Genomic DNA, 16,622 nt, shown 5'->3' on the forward strand with positions numbered 1-16,622 from the left:
TTCCACCACCGCTTTTTTCATCTCGCTGATATGCGCGGCGAGGTAATCAATACGGTACTGATCGTTAACGGTGCCGTCGCTCTCCTGCACGTCGATCGCGCCAAAGCCGTTTTCAACGATAAACAGCGGCAGCTGATAGTGATCCCAGAACCAGTTCAGGGAGTAACGCAGCCCCACCGGGTCAATCTGCCAGCCCCAGTCGGATTTCTGCACATACGGGTTAGAGACCAGGCTTTTGCTCTCGTCGTAGTCCAGCTGCGGGTTGTCCGCCGTCGCCTTAGTGGCGAAGGACATGTAGTAGCTGAACCCGATGTAGTCCACGCACCCCTGCGTCAGCGCCGCTTTATCTTCTTCGGTAATATCCAATGCGAAGCCGCGACGCTCGAAGTAGTTGAGCAGATGCTGCGGGTACCTGCCGCGCACGTGCACGTCGGTGAACCAGTAGCGGCGGTGCATGGCGTTCATCGCCATCATCATGTCGTCCGGCGCGCAGGTCAGCGGATAGATAGGACACATGGCAATCATGCAGCCGATCTGCAGCGACGGGTTAATCTCGCGTCCCGCCTTCACCGCCAGGGCGCTGGCCACTAGCTCATAGTGCGCGGCCTGGAACATCACCGGCTCGCGGTCTTCGCCCGGCGCGTACTTCAGCCCGGAGTTGGTGAACGGCGCAAAGTCTTCGTGGAAGTTAGCCTGGTTGTTGATCTCGTTAAAGGTCATCCAGTACTTCACCTTATGCTGGTAGCGCTGGAACACCACTTTTGCGAAGCGCACGAAGAAGTCGATTAGCTTTCGGTTGCGCCAGCCGCCGTATTCGGTGACCAGGTGGAATGGCATCTCGAAGTGGGAAAGCGTAATCACCGGTTCGATACCGTGCTTCAGGCACTCGTCGAACAGATCGTCATAGAATTTCAGGCCTGCCTCGTTAGGCTCAAGCTCGTCGCCTTTCGGGAAGATACGCGTCCAGGCAATAGAGGTACGGAAACATTTGAAGCCCATCTCGGCAAAGAGTTTGATGTCTTCTTTATAGCGATGGTAGAAATCGATGGCTTCGTGGTTAGGGTAATTTTTCCCCGACAGCACGCCGTTGGTGATTTCACGCGGCACGCCGTGCGCGCCTGCGGTCATCACATCGGCAACGCTAACCCCTTTGCCCCCCTCTTTCCAGCCACCTTCCAGCTGATGTGCGGCAACCGCGCCGCCCCACAGAAAACCTGATTTAAATCCTGACATACTCTTTCCCTCATTCGATGTTGCGGATTGCTGACGGATACTGCTGTCTGAAATGGGTGAACCGCGCCAATTAAGCCAGCGCGGTTGCCGTGGCTAACAACGTCGGCGATATCCGCGATGCCAAACCACGTGAGATGGGTACGAAGCAAAGCCATAAACCCGGGCCGCTCCGCAATTCCGCCGCCAATGAAAATGGTCTGCGGATCGAAAACATTCGCCAGGTTGTAGAGGCCTGTCGCAATGCCATTGAGAAAATCATCCACCAGGCGGCGGCACGCGGCGTCGCCTGCGTCATAACCGTCAAAAATGGCTTCGCCGGTGACGTCATCAAGCGCCAGTCCGTTAAAATCGGCGTAACGCTTGCGAAGGGTGCGTAACGTGCAGTTTTCATTCATGGAGTGGCGGGCAACGCGGCGTGAGTCCGCCCTTTCCGTGAGCATGTAACCGAATTCCCCGGCGCGGAAACGCGCCCCGTGAACCAGCCTGCCGTTGCAGAAAATCGCCCCGCCGACCCCGGTGCCGATGGTCAATACCAGAAAGTTGTCGATATCCCTGCCCTTGCCCTGCCAGCGTTCCGCCAGCAGCACGCAGTTGGCGTCATTCTCAACACTGACCGGTAACCCCGTCTGCGCCTCGAGCCAGGCTTTCATTGCGAACTGGTCGAAGCGGCGAATCGCCCCGCCCATGTCGATAAACCCGGTATGCGGATTCACATACCCCGGCGCGCTGACGGCGATCCCTTCAATCCCGGGATGTGCCGCCACCCAGCTCAGCATCTGCGAAAGGATGGCCTCACCGTCACTGTTCTTAATGACGGCCTTATCTCTGCGCAGCAACTCTCCCTGCGCTGTCACGATACCCATTTTTAATGCGGTGCCACCAATATCAAATGCGGCGATGCTCATAATTTCATCCCTCCTGAATGAAACTGAAACCGGTTTCAGTTCATGATGTTCATTCAGTAAACCGCTTGCAAGCAGATCGCCGAAACCGGTTTCATTTTCGTGAACAGTATCAAGTTTGCATACCATCAGAGCCGCAGCAGAAAAAAAGATCCTCTCGCCGAGAATAGGCTCGCAAACGTTTGCCTGGACTGTTAGAATTGCGCCGATTTTTCTTACTAGCTATGCAATCGCGTGGGGATTTAAGCCGTGACCAACAAAACTTCTCTCAGCTACAAAGATGCCGGTGTTGATATTGACGCAGGTAATGCGCTGGTTGACCGAATCAAAGGTGTGGTGAAGAAAACCCGCCGCCCGGAAGTGATGGGTGGCCTGGGTGGCTTCGGCGCGCTGTGCGCACTGCCGCAAAAATATCGTGAACCTGTTCTGGTCTCGGGAACTGACGGTGTAGGCACCAAACTGCGCCTGGCGATGGATTTAAAACGTCACGACACGATCGGTATCGATCTGGTCGCGATGTGCGTGAACGATCTGGTGGTACAGGGCGCAGAGCCGCTGTTCTTCCTCGATTACTACGCGACCGGCAAACTGGATGTGGACACCGCAGCCAGCGTGATTAGCGGTATCGCCGAAGGCTGCCTGCAGTCCGGCTGTGCGCTGGTCGGCGGCGAAACCGCGGAAATGCCGGGCATGTACCACGGTGAAGATTATGACGTCGCAGGCTTCTGCGTCGGCGTAGTAGAAAAATCAGAAATTATCGACGGCAGCAAAGTGGCCGACGGCGATATGCTGATCGCGCTGGCCTCCAGCGGTCCGCACTCAAACGGTTATTCCCTGGTACGTAAAATCCTCGAAGTGAGCGGCTGCGACCCGCTGACCACCGAGCTGGACGGTAAACCGCTGGCTGACCACCTGCTGGCACCGACCCGCATCTATGTGAAAAACGTGCTGGAACTGATCGAGAGCGTCGACGTTCACGCCATTGCTCACCTGACCGGCGGCGGCTTCTGGGAAAACATCCCGCGCGTTCTGCCGGATAACACCCAGGCGGTGATCGACGAATCCTCATGGCAGTGGCCAGCCGTCTTCAACTGGCTGCAGACCGCAGGCAACGTGAGCTCTCACGAAATGTACCGCACCTTTAACTGCGGCGTGGGTATGGTTATCGCCCTGCCGGCAAGCGAAGCGGATAAAGCCGTTAATCTGCTGACTGAAAAAGGTGAAAACGCGTGGAAAATCGGTACGATCAAAGCTTCCGATTCCGAACAGCGTGTGGTCACTGAATGAAAAACATCGTGGTGCTCATTTCCGGCAACGGAAGCAATTTGCAGGCAATCATAGACGCCTGCAAACAGAAGAAAATCAATGGCACCATTCGGGCAGTCTTCAGCAACAAGGCCGACGCGTTCGGCCTTGAGCGCGCGCGGGAAGCGAACATTCCTGCGCACGCGCTGGAAGCCAGCCAGTTCGCCGGGCGTGAAGCCTTTGACCGCGAGCTGGTGCAGGAGATCGATGCCTACGCGCCGGACGTGGTGGTGCTGGCGGGTTACATGCGTATCCTGAGCCCGGCATTTGTCGAACACTTCGCCGGACGTCTGCTGAATATTCACCCTTCTCTTCTGCCGAAATATCCCGGCCTGCACACCCATCGTCAGGTGCTGGAAAACGGCGACGAGGAGCACGGCACCTCTGTCCATTTCGTGACCGACGAACTGGACGGCGGCCCGGTGATCCTGCAGGCCAAAGTGCCGGTCTTTGACGGCGACAACGAAGACGACGTAACCGAACGCGTACAGACCCAGGAACATGCCATTTACCCGCTGGTGGTAAGCTGGTTTGTTGAGGGGCGTCTGGAGATGCGCGACGGCGCAGCCTGGCTGGACGGCGTGAAGTTACCCCCGCAGGGTTATGCGGCCGAAGAGTAGTTTGTTATGTCGGGTGGCGCTGCTGCGCTTACCCGACCTGTACATTGCATTACCCGATATTCCCTTCTCCAACCCTCTAAATTCCCCAACAAAAAAAATAACTGTCATACTTTTCTGGCACTGTTGGACATATCGTGGAAATGCTCGCCATAATAAGGACGAGACGGATTTACCACGTCCTGTGATTGAACTGGAGTGTGAGCTGTAATGGGTCAGGAAAAGTTATATATCGAGAAAGAGCTAAGCTGGTTAGCATTCAACGAGCGTGTACTCCAGGAAGCGGCAGACAAAAGTAACCCGCTGATCGAGCGTATGCGTTTTTTGGGCATTTATTCCAACAACCTGGATGAGTTCTACAAGGTTCGCTTTGCCGAACTGAAGCGGCGGATCATCATCAGCGAAGAGCAGGGGTTAAATTCCCACTCGCGCCATCTGCTTGGAAAAATCCAGTCTCGCGTCATGAAAGCCGATCAGGAATTTGATGGCCTCTACAACGAGCTGCTGCTGGAAATGGCGCGCAACCAAATCTTTCTGATTAACGAACGCCAGCTCTCCGCCAACCAACAGACCTGGCTGCGCCACTACTTTAAACACTATCTGCGCCAGCACATCACCCCTATTCTGATTAACCGCGAAACCGATCTGGTCCAGTTCCTGAAGGACGATTATACCTATCTGGCGGTCGAAATTATTCGCGGTGAGAATATCAGCTACGCGCTGCTGGAGATCCCGTCCGATAAGGTTCCGCGCTTTGTGAACCTGCCGCCGGAAACCCCGCGCCGTCGCAAGCCGATGATCCTGCTGGATAACATCCTGCGCTACTGCCTGGACGATATCTTCAAAGGCTTCTTCGATTACGATGCGTTAAATGCCTATTCGATGAAGATGACCCGCGACGCCGAATATGACCTGGTGCACGAGATGGAAGCCAGCCTGATGGAGCTGATGTCCTCGAGCCTCAAGCAACGTCTGACGGCCGAGCCGGTCCGCTTTGTCTATCAGCGCGATATGCCTGACGCGATGGTCGAAATGCTGCGCGAGAAGCTGACCATCTCCCGCTACGACTCGATCATTCCCGGCGGGCGCTACCACAACTTTAAAGACTTTATTGGCTTCCCGAACGTCGGCAAAGCCAATCTGGTGAACAAACCACTGCCGCGCCTGCGCCATCTTTGGTTCGATAAATTCCGTAACGGATTCGACGCCATCCGCGAGCGCGATGTCCTGCTTTACTATCCGTACCACACCTTTGAACACGTGCTGGAACTGCTGCGTCAGGCGTCGTTCGACCCGAACGTGCTGGCGATCAAAATCAACATTTACCGCGTAGCAAAAGATTCCCGCATCATCGACGCGATGATCCACGCGGCGCACAACGGCAAGAAAGTGACGGTCGTGGTCGAGCTGCAGGCACGATTTGACGAAGAGGCGAACATCCACTGGGCGCGTCGTCTGACGGAAGCGGGCGTGCACGTTATCTTCTCCGCTCCGGGGCTGAAAATTCACGCCAAACTGTTCCTGATCTCCCGTAAAGAAGGTGACGACGTGGTGCGTTACGCCCACATCGGTACCGGGAACTTTAACGAGAAAACCGCGCGTATTTATACCGACTACTCGCTCTTAACCGCCGATGCGCGCATCACCAACGAAGTGCGTCGGGTATTCAACTTTATCGAGAACCCGTATCGTCCGGTCAACTTCGACTACCTGCTGGTGTCACCGCAGAACTCGCGCCGCCTGCTGTACGATATGATCGACAAAGAGATCGCCAACGCGCAGAACGGCTTGTCGTCGGGCATCACGCTGAAGCTCAACAACCTCGTTGATAAAGGACTGGTGGACAGACTGTATGCGGCATCCAGCTCCGGCGTTCCGGTTAATCTGTTGATTCGTGGTATGTGTTCGTTGATCCCGGAACTGGAAGGTATCAGCGACAATATTCGCGTGATCAGCATCGTTGACCGCTATCTGGAACATGACCGGATCTACATTTTCGATAATGCAGGCGACAAGCGGGTTTATCTTTCTTCTGCAGACTGGATGACGCGCAATATTGATTACAGAATTGAAGTCGCGGCTCCGCTGCTGGACCCGCGCCTGAAACAGCAGATCCTCGATATTATCGAGATTTTGTTTAGCGATACGGTGAAAGCACGTTATATCGACAAAGAACTCAGTAATCGCTACGTACCGCGCGGCAATCGCCGAAAAGTGCGGTCGCAGCTGGCGATTTACGATTACATCAAATCACTCGAGCAACCCGATTAACCTATGCCGATAAATGATAATACGCCACGACCGCAGGAGTTCGCCGCGGTCGATCTTGGTTCAAACAGTTTCCACATGGTCATCGCCCGTGAGGTAGATGGTGCGTTACAGATCATCGGTCGTCTGAAGCAACGCGTGCATCTGGCCGATGGCCTGGACGCGCGCAGCATGCTCAGCGAAGAGGCGATGGAGCGCGGCTTAAACTGCCTGTCGCTGTTTGCGGAACGCCTGCAGGGTTTTTCCCCCTCCAGCGTTTGCATTGTGGGAACGCATACGCTGCGTCAGGCGCTGAATGCGCCGGAGTTTCTCAAGCGCGCAGAGAAGGTTATCCCCTACCCGATTGAGATTATTTCCGGTAACGAAGAAGCGCGTCTGATTTTTATGGGCGTGGAGCATACGCAGCCGGAGAAAGGCCGCAAGCTGGTGATCGACATCGGCGGCGGCTCAACGGAGCTGGTGATTGGAGAAGACTTCGAGCCGCGTCTGGTGGAAAGCCGCCGCATGGGCTGCGTCAGCTTCGCGCAGATGTATTTCCCGGGCGGCGCCATAACCCGCGAAAACTTCCAGCGCGCGCGCATGGCCGCCATCCAGAAGCTGGAAAACCTGGCGTGGCAGTATCGCATTCAGGGCTGGAACGTGGCGCTGGGTGCATCCGGCTCGATTAAAGCCGCCCATGAAGTGCTGCTGGCAATGGGTGAAAAAGACGGAATTATTACCCCTGAGCGTCTGGTTCTGCTCACCGAAGAAGTGCTGAAGCATAAAAGCTTCGATGCCCTGAGCCTGCCAGGCCTGTCCGATGAGCGGAAATCGGTCTTCGTACCGGGGCTGGCGATCCTGTGCGGCGTGTTTGATGCGCTGGCGATTAAGGAGCTGCGTCTTTCTGACGGCGCGCTGCGTGAAGGCGTGCTGTACGAGATGGAGGGCCGCTTCCGCCATCAGGACATTCGCAGCCGCACCGCGCAGAGCCTGGCGAACCAGTACAACATCGACCGCGAGCAGGCGAAGCGCGTACTGGAAACCACGGAGCAGATTTACGATCAGTGGCAGGAGCAGAATCCGAAGCTGGCACATCCGCAACTTGCCGCCCTGCTGAAATGGGCCGCGATGCTGCACGAAGTGGGGCTGAACATCAATCACAGCGGGATGCATCGCCATTCGGCCTATATTCTGCAAAACAGCGATCTGCCCGGCTTCAACCAGGAACAGCAGACCATGATGGCCACCCTGGTGCGCTACCACCGTAAAGCCATCAAGCTCGACGATCTGCCGCGCTTCACGCTGTTCAAGAAAAAGCAGTTCCTGCCGCTTATTCAGCTGCTGCGCCTGGGCGTGCTGCTGAATAACCAGCGTCAGGCAACGACGACGCCCCCAACGTTAAAACTGAAAACAGACGACCACCACTGGACGCTGAGCTTCCCGCACGACTGGTTTAGCCAGAACGCGCTGGTACTGCTGGATCTGGAAAAAGAGCAGCAATACTGGGAAGCGGTCACCGGCTGGCTGCTCAAAATTGAAGAAGAGAGCGCCGACGTCGCGGCGTAATGTCTCAGGCGTCTGCCTGAGACGCCTCTTCTTCAGGCAAGGATTCAAGTGCAACCGGCTTGCCGATCAGATAGCCCTGTACATAATCGATACCTAGCGCGTGCACCGCGCTACGTATCTCTTCAGTTTCTACATACTCCGCCACCACCAGCATGTTCTTCATTCGCGCCAGATGGCAAATCGACGCCACTATCTGATAATCCAGACTGTTGTTGACGATGTTGCGAATGAAGCTGCCGTCGATTTTGAGAATGTCGGCGTCCACGCTTTTCAGCCGCGCATAGCTCGCGTAGCCGGTTCCAAAATCATCAATTGCAATGCGCACCCCCATTTTTTGCAGCTGTCTGAGGGTCTGTTCCGCCTGCTGCGCGCTGCCGAAAGTGCTGCACTCTGTCACTTCAACGATCAGTTGCCACGCCTCCACGGCGTATTGTGTCAGCAGGCGGCTCACCTCGAGCGGAAACTGCGCCCTGCACACGGTTGGAGGGGCCAGATTAATGGCAAAGCGTTGACCGGGCAGCCTGTCACGATGCTCTGCCAGGAAGCGTAGCGTATGTTCCAGTACCCACAGGTCGACGCGTGATGACAGCCCAAACTCCTGCGCGACGGGCAGGAACCGATCGGGAGAAATTAATTCCCCGTTCTCGTCTGGCATCCTGAGCAGCACTTCATGATAGCAATCGCCGCGCAGGCCGCGAACGGGCTGAACCATCAGAGCGAACGCGTTTTTATCGAGCGCATTTTGCAGGCGGCTCATCATCGCGACTTTATCTTTCAGGCTGCGCTGTAAATGTACGGCACCACGCTGCTGGAGATTCTCAGGGTGGTTAGTCGAGAGCGACAGATCGGCAACAACGCCCAATTCCCCCAGAACCAGATAAAGATGGTTAACCGGAGAGCGGACATAGCAGTAGCTGACGCCCACCTGAGGCTGCAAGGGCATGCCGTCCCAGAGAAAGCGGAACTGCTTGATATGTTCATCCAGAGTATCAATACGCTGCTGATGCGACTCGGCGTTGAGCCTCACCGCCAGGTCGCAACCGGTCAGATGATAGACCCGCTCATTGTGCTGAAGCGTGCCATTAATCCAGTGCGCCAGTTGCTGCTTGTACTGAATGCGCAGCAGCACACCGTAGTTGCGCCCCAGCACTTCCAGTTCCGGGATGCGCAGCAAGCACAGCGCCGACCAGGGGTTTTTAGCAAGCTCGCGCGACAGCGCGCGCAGGTTGGGCATGTGCACCACCGGGTCGAGCAGCGCCAGCCTGCGGGAACGCGTATTCACGGCACGCTGGCGAGTCGCCAGCATCGACATATAAATCACCACAAACGAAAAGACCAGATAGCTGGATGAGGTGATGGCCAGCTGAATGTCATAGGCCTGGTGCAGCGGAATGTAGTGGTAGAAAAAGTGAATCGACACCAGCAGCACCGGCGTCCAGATTATCGACATCAGCTTATAGCCAAAACGCATTGCTCCCCAGAGCATCACGGGCATCAGTAGCGATAAGGTGTAGTTGGTGCTGAAAATTGAGCTGTTTTCATTCATCGGCTGCAGCAGCAGCGAAAGCAGCCCAACCAGTGCCATAGCCCAAATCACCAGCTCAACGGCCGTCACTTTTTTGTCTATCTGGGCGCGGATTTGGGACATCAGCCCGTGAATGTAGCGAGGATGGCGTATCAGGCGGATGAGCAGATAGCTCAGCGGAACGCCGGTCAGTCCGCTGACCAGCAGCGCCTGATAGCTAATGAGCGTTCGTATGTTAAGGGGGTTTAATCCCGCAAGACTCTGACGGCTCTCATAGATGCCAAGGTAAACCGCAAACTGAAACAGCAGCAAAAACAGTGTTGCCGGGCAGAAAACCTGCCAGAAAATGCGCTGCGCCATCAGCCGTATATCCCCATAGGCCGTCATATTGCGTCGTGGGGCAAACACGCGGTAACCGCCCCAGCTGAGCACTAAAGGGATGATAAAATGGAAAATCCCGGCGACCGTTTCAAACATCCCAACAGACGCGTAGTAACGGAAAAACAGCGCTAACACGATCCCGGGAAGGGCTTCCAGACCAAAAAACATCATCAGTGAAAGCAGGAAAAAGAGAGGCAAATAGTAGAGCGTCACAATACCATCGCCCAGTTGCGCGAAAGTATTTACCACACTGATAACAGGCAACAGCGCGATGGGTAATATAAACGGCAGAGCCCACCAGCGATCTTTATTTTTTTTCAGGATAGGGAGAATTTTCATAGATGCCCGTTTAAAACCCTTTCGTTCCAGAGGGTATAAGAAGACAGGCATCCAACCTGACATACTCGTCGTCCGGCAATGTACGGAACGGACGCAGTGGAGGAAGGATTTTAATTATCGGCGCAGGGAAACCGTTGACATAAATCAAACTAATTTATTCAAATAAACCTTTCTTATGATTTTTTAGGCTCTTTTTCCTGAACTTATCAATACGATAAATAGATATATTATTTTTAATAACATGAATTAATGTAAACATTGACGGTTATTTACACATCGCAGAATTGACCCTTTCTTCCCGCTGTGCCTTAATATCCGCATCGCCCGGAAGGGTATACCCAGGAAAAACACAGTGAGTCAGGCCACGCGTATGCACAAACGACACCGATTTAACACCCGGATGACCCGCATCATACTGCTCATCAGCTTCCTGTTTTTCTTTGGCCGCTTTGTTTACTCCTCCATCGGCGCCTGGTATCACCACCAGGACAAAATCCAGTCGCAGCAAACCAGCCTGGCCGTCGAAACGCCCGAACGCTAGCGTTCCGGATGCTGTTGCAGGATCCGAATAATGCCTGAAATTCCTTTGCTAAGGATCTTATCCTGACGCATCACCACAGCCAGCTGCCGTTGCAGTACGGGTGAGAGAGAACTGACGCATAATCCTTCACGGTCTGCCTTCTGCTCCACCGCCATTTTCGGCACGATGCTGTAGCCAAGCCCCGAACGCACCATCCGTTTGATAGCCTCAATGCTGCCGAGCTGCATAGCCGGTGCAATCGTTAAGCCACTTGCCTCAAACCAGCCGTCAATCAATGCCCGGGTTCCGCTGCCCGACTCAAAGGCAATCAGCGGTAGCGTATGGAGTGCATCAGGCCTTAAGTCTGTAAACATCGCCTGCTGCGCCTGCGACGCGATAAACACGAATTCTTCGTCCATCACCGGCATCACGTCTAGCGCTCTCCCGCTGACGGGCAGCGTCACCAGTCCCATATCGAGTCGATTTTCTTCAATAGCGCGAACAATATCGAGCGTATTGCCCGTCGTCACGCCTACGCGTAAAAGCGGATAGTCACTGCGCAGTTGCTGCAGCAATGGCGGCAGAAGATGAATACAGGCGGTCGCGCCCGTGCCAAACGTTATGGTGCCGCTGACGTCGTGATTGAACGCGCTAACGGAACGAAGGGTTTCATCGACTGCCTGTTCAATGCGCTCACCGTGTATCAGCAATGCCTGCCCGGCAGCCGTTGCTTTAATCCCCCGCCCCGTACGCTCCACCAGACGCGTTTGCAGAAACTGCTCCAGCTGGCGTATTTGCAGACTGACGGCGGGCTGGGAAATGCCCAGCACATCCGCCGCCGCTGAAAAGCTGCCGCGCTGGATCACCAGACGGAACGTGGCGAGATAGCCCAGATTAAGCGTCGTCATTCAAAGTTTCTCTTATACCGCGCATAAGGTTGCTGACCTGCCAGCACAATACCGCGCTCGCTATGCTCTGGACAACTGCATAACGGAATGAAAGACAATGGAAACACCTACCCTGCCTCGCCACCTTGCCCTCGCTGCCGGGTGCAATCAACTCATCAACTGGGGGATCTCGTTTTATATGCCCGGCACTTTAGCGCTGGCGATTTCAGCTGACCGGGGCTGGTCGTCACCGCAGATTTACCTTGGCCTGACGCTGGCGATGCTGGTGATGGCGGTGGTTTCGCCGTTTGTCGCCCGCCTGCTGGTGCGCTTTGGCGGTCAGAAGGTGGTCATGAGCGGCACGCTGCTGATTGCCGCTAGCTGCGCGGGTATGGCCTATACCCAGACGCTGTCTGGCTGGTATTGCGCATGGCTGGTCACCGGTATAGGGATGCGCCTGTCGCTGTACGATGCACTATTCGCCGCGCTGGTGAATCTCTACGGACAGCAGGCGCGAAGAACTATCTCACGCGTCACGCTGGCGGGCGGGCTGGCCTCCGCCGTCTTCTGGCCGCTGGGCGATGGTCTGCTTCAGGTGATGAGCTGGCAGGAAGCGCTACACGTCTATGCTCTCTTCGGCCTGCTGAGCGCGACGCTGATTCTTTCGCTTCCCCACCAGCGGTTGACGGTAACCGCGAAAACCACCGCGCCGCTTCAGAGCAATGAACAACGTAACGGCTGGCTTTATGCCGCCTTCATTGCCCTTATCACCTTTGTCTCTAACGGCACCTCTACCCATCTGCCGGAGTTTATCACCCACTTCGGCCTGCCGGTCGCCATCGGCATGCTGTGGGGGATAGGCCAGACGGCTGCTCGCTCGCTGGAAGTGCTGGCGGGGGCCCGCTTAACCCCCTTCAAACTCACGCTTTTCACCGCGCTCGCCATGCCGCTCAGCTTTCTGGTTGGGCTAAGCAGTTCCCAGTTTGTCTGGTGCGCAGCCGGGTTTGTGCTGGGTTACGGTGCCATCAACGGGTTGGTCACCATCGTGAAAGCCACGCTGCCGCTGGAACTGTTTAGCACCGAAAGCTATGCCCGCCGTACCGGCATGCTGCTTATCCCCGGCCAGCTGATGGCGGCAGCCTCACCGTTTGCCTATGCGTGGCTGAATAAAACGCTGGGGATCGCGGGAGCAATGTGGGTATCAACGGGGCTGACGCTGGTGATTGCCGGGCTGGCGATAGCGATTGTGCGCCGTCCCGGCAGGCAAACTGTATCGCACTGTATCCAGAGCACCACGCTGACAAACGGGTACAAAACACCGCCTCCGGCAAATATCTCCGATACATAAAAATGGTTTTCTTTCCCTGTCGCCATTCAGAACCGATGAGGAGAGAACCTGATGATTCGTCGCTATGCAATATTCCCCCTGCTTGCCCTGGCATCTGTAGCACATGCCCGGGCCACACCGCTGGACAACCTGAGCGCCGCGGACGTTAACGGCCCCGCCGCCGTTGCCCCGCTGGCACAGCCGCAACCGCCCGCAAAACTGATCGTCGATCCGCCGCTTGCCGGGCCGCTAAGCAAAGGCGCGGTGTTTATTCAGTACCGGGCCGAAAACCTGCGCATCGAGCCGGTATTCGGCCCCGAAGCGCTCAAGGTCACCCCGCGCATCGGGCACATTCACGTGGTGGTGGACGGCGCGCCGTGGCACTGGGCTGACGCCAGCGGAGAGCCGGTGATCCTGGTGGGGCTGCCCGCCGGTAAGCACAAGGTGACGATTATTCTGGCCGACCCGACGCATAAGCCGCTCGACCACAAAACCATTGAATTCACCGTCCCGCCCCACGCGGCGGTCCACCATTTTTAAGGAGCCCCAGAATGAAAGCACTGACTGTACTGACGGCAGGCCTGCTGGCGCTGTCCGCCAGCGCCTTTGCGGAGAGTAAAACCAGCGTTGTGCTGGTGCACGGCGCGTTTGCCGACGGCAGCAGCTGGAATAAGGTGATTACCCTGTTGCAGAAACAGCACGCAGAGGTCATTGCCGTGCAGCTGCCGCTCACGTCGCTAAAAGATGACGTAGCCGCCACCCGGCGGGCCATCGCCCGCGCCCAGGGGGATGTGGTGCTGGTAGGCCACTCCTGGGGCGGCACCGTGATTAGCGAGGCGGGCAACGATGCGCGGGTAAAATCGCTGGTTTACGTGGCGGCATTTGCGCCGGATTCCGGGCAGTCGACGGCGGATCTGGCAGGAAGCTTCCCCGCGCCGCCGGGCAGCACGGACATTGCCAAAACGTCGGAGGGCTATTTATATCTGCCAACGGACGCCGTCAGGAAGGATTTCGCGCCTGACGTGAAACCGGGTGAACAACAGACCATTGCGGCCACGCAGGGGCCAATAAAGGGCGAAGCTTTCGCAGAAAAAGTGACTCGCGCCGCGTGGCACAACAAACCGAGCTGGTATGTGGTGAGTCAGAATGACCGGATGATCAACCCGGCGCTTGAACGCGCGATGGCGAAGACGATCCACGCGAAAACCACCGAGGTGGCGGCGAGCCACGTGTCGATGGTGAGCCAGCCGCAGATCGTTGCCCGGACGATTGAGCAGGCGATTGAAGCAAAGTAATTTTTTGCGAATTGTAGGCCGGGTAAGCGCAGCGCCACCCGGCAACAAACAGCCTCAGCCGCCCCTCTCCGCGGGATAATCCCGATTAATCCACGCGTGGTCCTCCTCCCAGGTGAACATCCATTTGCGCATCGGCCCGGCCATCACGTTGAGGTAATAGCTGTCATACCCGGCCATCGTCGCCACCGGATGGTAGCCCTTCGGCACCATGACCACATCGCGGTTATAGACCGCCATGCACTCATCCAGCGCTCTGTCGTCGGTGTAAACGCGCTGCATGCAGAACCCCTGCTCCGGGTTGAGGCGATGGTAGTAGGTCTCTTCCAGGTAGGTCTCCTGCGGCGGGTTATCCGTGTCGTGCTTATGGCTCGGATACGAACTGGTGCAGCCCTCACTGGTCCACACCTCCACCACCAGCAGGCTGTCGGCGGGTTTGTCTTCCGGCAGAATGTTGTGCACGTAGCGCTGGTTGTGGCCTTTGCCGCGCGCCTCACCCTCGATATCCTGCGGGGCAATCAGCCGCGTAGGGTACGTGCCTTTGCCGGGGGCGGCGCAGACCGCCAACTCCAGCTTCGTCAGCGCCTTCACCTGGACCGTCTCCTGCGGGGTGACGTAAACCGCCCACGGCTTGATGCGCTCGAACGGGCTCATCCGCTCGCCGATGTCGTTAAACTGCGCGGAAGGCGTGCTGATGGAGGCGCGTCCGGCGACCAGCACCAGGCAGCGCTCTTCGCTGACCGCGGGCAGCGTCAGCTGCTGCCCCTCCTGCAGCTCATACGCCTCAAAGCCAACATATCCCCACCCCGCGCGTTCCGGCGTGACGGACTGGGTCCGCCCCTCCGCGTTCGGCTGTTGCCAGCGTGATAACAGACGTGACATGTCCCCTCCTCAAATCAGTCCGGCATCGCGGGCCAGGCGGCTCAGGTTGCTGTACCCCAGACGGGCGTAGGTCAGCGGATGGGCAATCGCCGGATCCTGCTCGGCCTCCACCACCAGCCAGCCGTGATAGTCCTGCGCCTTCAGCAGCCGCATAATCGGCGGGTAATCCACAGAGCCGTCGCCCGGCACGGTAAACACGCCGCTCAGCACCGCATCGAGGAAGCTGGTTTTGCGGTTTTTCACGTCCGCCAGCACGTCGGCGCGCACGTCTTTGCAGTGAACGTGGTTGATGCGCGACGCCCAGCGCTGCGCCACCGCCAGCGGATCGGCCCCGGCAAAGGTCAGATGACCGGTATCCAGCAGTAGCCCCACCGCGTCGCCGGTGTGGCTCATCAGGTTGTCCACGTCGTCGGCAGACTCAATCACCGTGCCCATATGGTGATGGTAGGCAATCTGCACGCCCTGCTGCTGGGTGTAGCGGGCAAATTCGGTGAGCTTCTCGCCATACTCCTTCCAGCGCGCCTGCGGGAAGCGCGGGCGCAGATGCACCGGGGTCTGCTGCTCGCCGTGAATGCAGCCGCTCACTTCCGCAAAGACCAGCACCTTCGCCCCCAGTTCGCGCAGCAGCGTCAGATGCGACTGCACGGCGGCGTTCTCCTCCTCCACGCTGCGCTCCAGCAGGCGGCCGGAGTACCAGCCGGAAACCAGCTGCAGGCCGTGGCGCTGCAGGATGGGGCCGAGCAGGCGCGCTTCGCGCGGGAACTTATTGCCCAGCTCGAAACCGGCGAAACCGGCCTCTTTCCCTTCGCTCAGACAGGTCTCCAGCGACGTCTCCGCGCCGAGAGAAGGCAGATCGTCGTTCGTCCACGTCAGCGGGTTAATGCCTAATTGCACACTCATTGTCGTCTCCATTATGCGTGTCCGCGCTCGCGCCACCAGGCGATGAGCTGCAGGTAGTTGTCCCGGATGCGCGCCACCAGCTGCGCATCGTCAATATCGTGTTTCAGCCACGCGCGGGAGGCATCGCCAAACAGCGTGCGCCCCACGGCGAAGCCTTTTACTACCGTCTGCCCTGCTGCGGCTTTAAAGTCGGCGCGCAGCTGTTCTGCCGGCGCATCCAGGCCGAGGATCACCACCCCGCGGCAGTGCGGGTCCCGGCGTTCGATAATCTCGCTCAGCGCCGTCCAGCCGTCGGCGGAGAGCGGCGGCAGCTTCCACCAGTCCGGGTAAATGCCGAGGTTGTAGAAGCGGGAGATGGCGCGCAGGTAGAGCTCGTCGCTGCGCGGCATGGTGGCGGGCAGGATCACTTCCAGTAGCAGCTCGTGCCCGGACCGGCAGCAGGCGTGGTACACCTCGGCGATTTTCTGCTCCTGCTCCAGGCGCAGGCCGTGGGCGTCTTCCGGATGGAAAAAGACCAGGCACTTCACCACGTGCTCCTGCGGCCAGCTGATAAGCTGGGTGCCGATGTTGCCGTGCTCCATCTCCAGAGGCCGGGAGCCCGGCAGCTCGATGGGGCGGCCAATCCACCACCCTTCCCCGGTGATCGCGTTCAGCGCGTCCTGACCAAAGGTGCCGTCGCACAGCAGACCGGCTTTACCC

General features: G+C 57.5%; 14 protein-coding genes and 1 pseudogene. 8 read left to right on the forward strand and 7 right to left on the reverse strand.

Annotated elements, in window-relative coordinates:
• Both ENTMO_RS24295 and ENTMO_RS24300 read right to left on the reverse strand, forming a co-directional pair.
• Positions 1 to 1,233: 6-phospho-beta-glucosidase (locus ENTMO_RS24295; RefSeq protein WP_237702337.1), on the reverse strand; the 1,233-nt coding region annotated here is incomplete at its 3' end.
• A 50-nt stretch (positions 1,234 to 1,283) separates the two neighbouring features.
• Positions 1,284 to 2,138 (reverse strand): annotated as a pseudogene (locus tag ENTMO_RS24300) (ROK family protein); the annotation flags it as partial.
• Positions 2,139 to 2,384: 246 nt separating this feature from the next.
• Here ENTMO_RS24300 and purM point away from each other — a divergent pair.
• The 4 genes from purM to ppx all read left to right on the forward strand — a co-directional run bounded on the left by purM (position 2,385) and on the right by ppx (position 7,870).
• Entirely contained in the window at positions 2,385 to 3,422 is a 1,038-nt protein-coding gene (gene purM / locus ENTMO_RS0117700) for a phosphoribosylformylglycinamidine cyclo-ligase (protein ID WP_010433859.1), read from the forward strand.
• Positions 3,419 to 4,060: a phosphoribosylglycinamide formyltransferase gene (gene purN, locus ENTMO_RS0117705; protein WP_010433861.1), complete on the forward strand. Its 642-nt coding sequence runs from the start codon at positions 3,419 to 3,421 to the stop codon at positions 4,058 to 4,060. The genes purM and purN overlap by 4 nt, the downstream gene beginning before the upstream one ends.
• A 207-nt stretch (positions 4,061 to 4,267) precedes the next feature.
• A complete protein-coding gene (gene ppk1, locus ENTMO_RS0117710) occupies positions 4,268 to 6,328 on the forward strand; it encodes a polyphosphate kinase 1 (RefSeq protein WP_010433862.1) in 2,061 nt (686 codons plus the stop codon).
• Between the two features lie 3 nt (positions 6,329 to 6,331).
• Entirely contained in the window at positions 6,332 to 7,870 is a 1,539-nt protein-coding gene (ppx, locus tag ENTMO_RS0117715) for an exopolyphosphatase (RefSeq protein ID WP_010433864.1), read from the forward strand.
• A 4-nt stretch (positions 7,871 to 7,874) separates the two neighbouring features.
• Here the strand turns inward: ppx and ENTMO_RS0117720 are convergent, their stop codons facing one another.
• A complete protein-coding gene (locus tag ENTMO_RS0117720) occupies positions 7,875 to 10,115 on the reverse strand; it encodes a bifunctional diguanylate cyclase/phosphodiesterase (protein ID WP_010433866.1) in 2,241 nt (746 codons plus the stop codon).
• Between the two features lie 352 nt (positions 10,116 to 10,467).
• On the opposite strand from ENTMO_RS0117720, the gene ENTMO_RS0117725 reads away from it, so the two are divergent.
• The gene (locus ENTMO_RS0117725; RefSeq protein WP_010433867.1) at positions 10,468 to 10,656 is read left to right on the forward strand and encodes a YfgG family protein; all 189 of its coding nucleotides are present in this window, start codon (positions 10,468 to 10,470) and stop codon (positions 10,654 to 10,656) included.
• Here the strand turns inward: ENTMO_RS0117725 and ENTMO_RS0117730 are convergent.
• Positions 10,653 to 11,543: a LysR family transcriptional regulator gene (locus tag ENTMO_RS0117730; RefSeq protein WP_010433869.1), complete on the reverse strand. Its 891-nt coding sequence runs from the start codon at positions 11,541 to 11,543 to the stop codon at positions 10,653 to 10,655. The genes ENTMO_RS0117725 and ENTMO_RS0117730 overlap by 4 nt on opposite strands.
• A gap of 97 nt (positions 11,544 to 11,640) precedes the next feature.
• Between ENTMO_RS0117730 and ENTMO_RS0117735 the strand changes: the two genes are divergently transcribed.
• From ENTMO_RS0117735 to ENTMO_RS0117745, 3 genes are read left to right on the forward strand one after another with little or no spacing between them, the layout of a single operon-like run.
• Positions 11,641 to 12,870 (forward strand): MFS transporter, encoded by a 1,230-nt coding sequence (locus ENTMO_RS0117735; protein ID WP_010433871.1) that lies wholly within the window; start codon positions 11,641 to 11,643, stop codon positions 12,868 to 12,870.
• Positions 12,871 to 12,921: 51 nt separating this feature from the next.
• Positions 12,922 to 13,389, forward strand: coding sequence for a DUF6130 family protein (locus tag ENTMO_RS0117740; RefSeq protein WP_010433873.1), 468 nt, complete (start codon positions 12,922 to 12,924; stop codon positions 13,387 to 13,389).
• An 11-nt stretch (positions 13,390 to 13,400) separates the two neighbouring features.
• The gene (locus ENTMO_RS0117745) at positions 13,401 to 14,144 is read left to right on the forward strand and encodes an alpha/beta fold hydrolase (RefSeq protein WP_010433875.1); all 744 of its coding nucleotides are present in this window, start codon (positions 13,401 to 13,403) and stop codon (positions 14,142 to 14,144) included.
• A gap of 54 nt (positions 14,145 to 14,198) precedes the next feature.
• Here the strand turns inward: ENTMO_RS0117745 and iolB are convergent, their stop codons facing one another.
• The 3 genes from iolB to ENTMO_RS26700 all read right to left on the reverse strand — a co-directional run.
• Positions 14,199 to 15,023 (reverse strand): 5-deoxy-glucuronate isomerase, encoded by an 825-nt coding sequence (gene iolB / locus ENTMO_RS0117750; protein WP_010433877.1) that lies wholly within the window; start codon positions 15,021 to 15,023, stop codon positions 14,199 to 14,201.
• Between the two features lie 9 nt (positions 15,024 to 15,032).
• Entirely contained in the window at positions 15,033 to 15,923 is an 891-nt protein-coding gene (iolE, locus tag ENTMO_RS0117755; RefSeq protein ID WP_010433880.1) for a myo-inosose-2 dehydratase, read from the reverse strand.
• An 11-nt stretch (positions 15,924 to 15,934) separates the two neighbouring features.
• On the reverse strand, positions 15,935 to 16,622 hold a 688-nt coding region (locus ENTMO_RS26700), incomplete at its 5' end, for a 2-deoxy-5-keto-D-gluconate 6-phosphate aldolase domain-containing protein (protein WP_010433884.1).

This window comes from Enterobacter mori LMG 25706 (assembly GCF_000211415.1).
GTDB classification, from domain to species: Bacteria; Pseudomonadota; Gammaproteobacteria; order Enterobacterales; family Enterobacteriaceae; genus Enterobacter; species Enterobacter mori.

Bases quoted from the DNA above. Each gene is read 5' to 3' on its own strand.
- purN (WP_010433861.1), top strand. From the start codon at position 3,419: ATGAAAAACATCGTGGTGCTCATTTCCGGCAACGGAAGCAATTTGCAG.
- ppk1 (WP_010433862.1), top strand. From the start codon at position 4,268: ATGGGTCAGGAAAAGTTATATATCGAGAAAGAGCTAAGCTGGTTAGCA.
- ppx (WP_010433864.1), top strand. From the start codon at position 6,332: ATGCCGATAAATGATAATACGCCACGACCGCAGGAGTTCGCCGCGGTC.
- ENTMO_RS0117720 (WP_010433866.1), bottom strand. From the start codon at position 10,115: ATGAAAATTCTCCCTATCCTGAAAAAAAATAAAGATCGCTGGTGGGCT.
- ENTMO_RS0117730 (WP_010433869.1), bottom strand. From the start codon at position 11,543: ATGACGACGCTTAATCTGGGCTATCTCGCCACGTTCCGTCTGGTGATC.
- ENTMO_RS0117735 (WP_010433871.1), top strand. From the start codon at position 11,641: ATGGAAACACCTACCCTGCCTCGCCACCTTGCCCTCGCTGCCGGGTGC.
- ENTMO_RS0117740 (WP_010433873.1), top strand. From the start codon at position 12,922: ATGATTCGTCGCTATGCAATATTCCCCCTGCTTGCCCTGGCATCTGTA.
- ENTMO_RS0117745 (WP_010433875.1), top strand. From the start codon at position 13,401: ATGAAAGCACTGACTGTACTGACGGCAGGCCTGCTGGCGCTGTCCGCC.
- iolB (WP_010433877.1), bottom strand. From the start codon at position 15,023: ATGTCACGTCTGTTATCACGCTGGCAACAGCCGAACGCGGAGGGGCGG.
- iolE (WP_010433880.1), bottom strand. From the start codon at position 15,923: ATGAGTGTGCAATTAGGCATTAACCCGCTGACGTGGACGAACGACGAT.